The following is a 1,060-nucleotide window of genomic DNA, read 5'->3' as shown; positions in this document are numbered from 1 at the left end:
TAGAGCGTGTTGCGCCCTTTCCGATTCAGATTTCCATGAGGCTTGATCTGTGATTCCCTTTCTGCATGGCAGATATGGGGGTTTGAGATGGGAAAGCCACATCCTATGGCACTTCGTGAGCGGGTTGTCGCGCTTGTGGAGGAAGGGCATTCACATCGCGCTGCGGCCGAACGGTTTCGGGTTTCGGTGAAGTTTGTGAACGATATGGTGATCCTGAAACGCGAGACAGGCGGGTTGGAGCCGCGCCAACAAGGTAATGGTGGCGGGCACGGCAAACTGGCCCATCTGCGGGACTGGATCGCAGCGCGTATGACGGCCAAGCCCGACCTCACGCTGGATGATCTGGTGCTGGAAATTGCTGATGCGCATCAAACGACAATCCATCGCGTGTCGGTCTGGCGTACGCTGCGCAGTCTCGGCCTGACGTATAAAAAAAAGACCTGCAAGCGGTAGAGCAAAAGCGGTCTGAAGTTCGGCAGGCGCGCCATATATGGATCACAAAGCGGCAACCGTTCATGGCTAACCTGTTGCCGCGCATTGGTTTCATCGATGAGACCTCACTCAAGACGAACATGGCGAAGACCACAGGTTGGTCTGCAAAAGGCACACGTCTGATCGACTACACACCCTTCGGCCATTGGAATACGCAGACGTTTATCGCGGCACTCCGCCATGATCGGCTCGATGCACCTTGGGTGATCGAAGGCGCCATGAACCAGGATTTGTTTGAACTTTATGTCGAGACCCAATTGGTCCCAACCTTGCAAACCGGCGATGTGATCATTTTGGATAACCTGTCATCTCACAAAAGCCAGACGGCCGCGCAGGCCATGCGCGACATTGGCGCTTGGTTTCTCTTTCTGCCCGCATACAGCCCCGATCTCAATCCCATCGAAATGGCCTTTGCCAAACTCAAGGCCCTGATACGACGAGCAGCCGCTCGAACCTACGAAGACCTCTGGCGCGCGGTCGGTCACGTCTGTGATCTCTTCACTGACGAGGAATGTTACAATTTTTTCAAGGCTGCCGGCTATGAAACCAATTAAACGCAACACGCTCT

At 54.6% G+C, this 1,060-nt stretch carries 2 protein-coding genes; both read left to right on the top strand.

All coding sequences use genetic code 11. The features are described 5' to 3' along the window. Positions 1-105: 105 nt before the first annotated feature. Complete coding sequence (locus MCRY_RS23310; RefSeq protein WP_217808268.1) at positions 106-453, top strand: hypothetical protein; 348 nt, start codon at positions 106-108, stop codon at positions 451-453. Continuing rightward, complete coding sequence (locus MCRY_RS23305) at positions 441-1,046, top strand: IS630 family transposase (RefSeq protein ID WP_217808269.1); 606 nt, start codon at positions 441-443, stop codon at positions 1,044-1,046. The genes MCRY_RS23310 and MCRY_RS23305 overlap by 13 nt, the downstream gene beginning before the upstream one ends. Positions 1,047-1,060: the final 14 nt, after the last annotated feature.

Origin of the sequence: Marivita cryptomonadis (assembly GCF_002115725.1) — a bacterium.
GTDB classification, from domain to species: domain Bacteria; phylum Pseudomonadota; class Alphaproteobacteria; order Rhodobacterales; family Rhodobacteraceae; genus Marivita; species Marivita cryptomonadis.
This window is presented reverse-complemented; position numbering and strand designations above follow the sequence as displayed.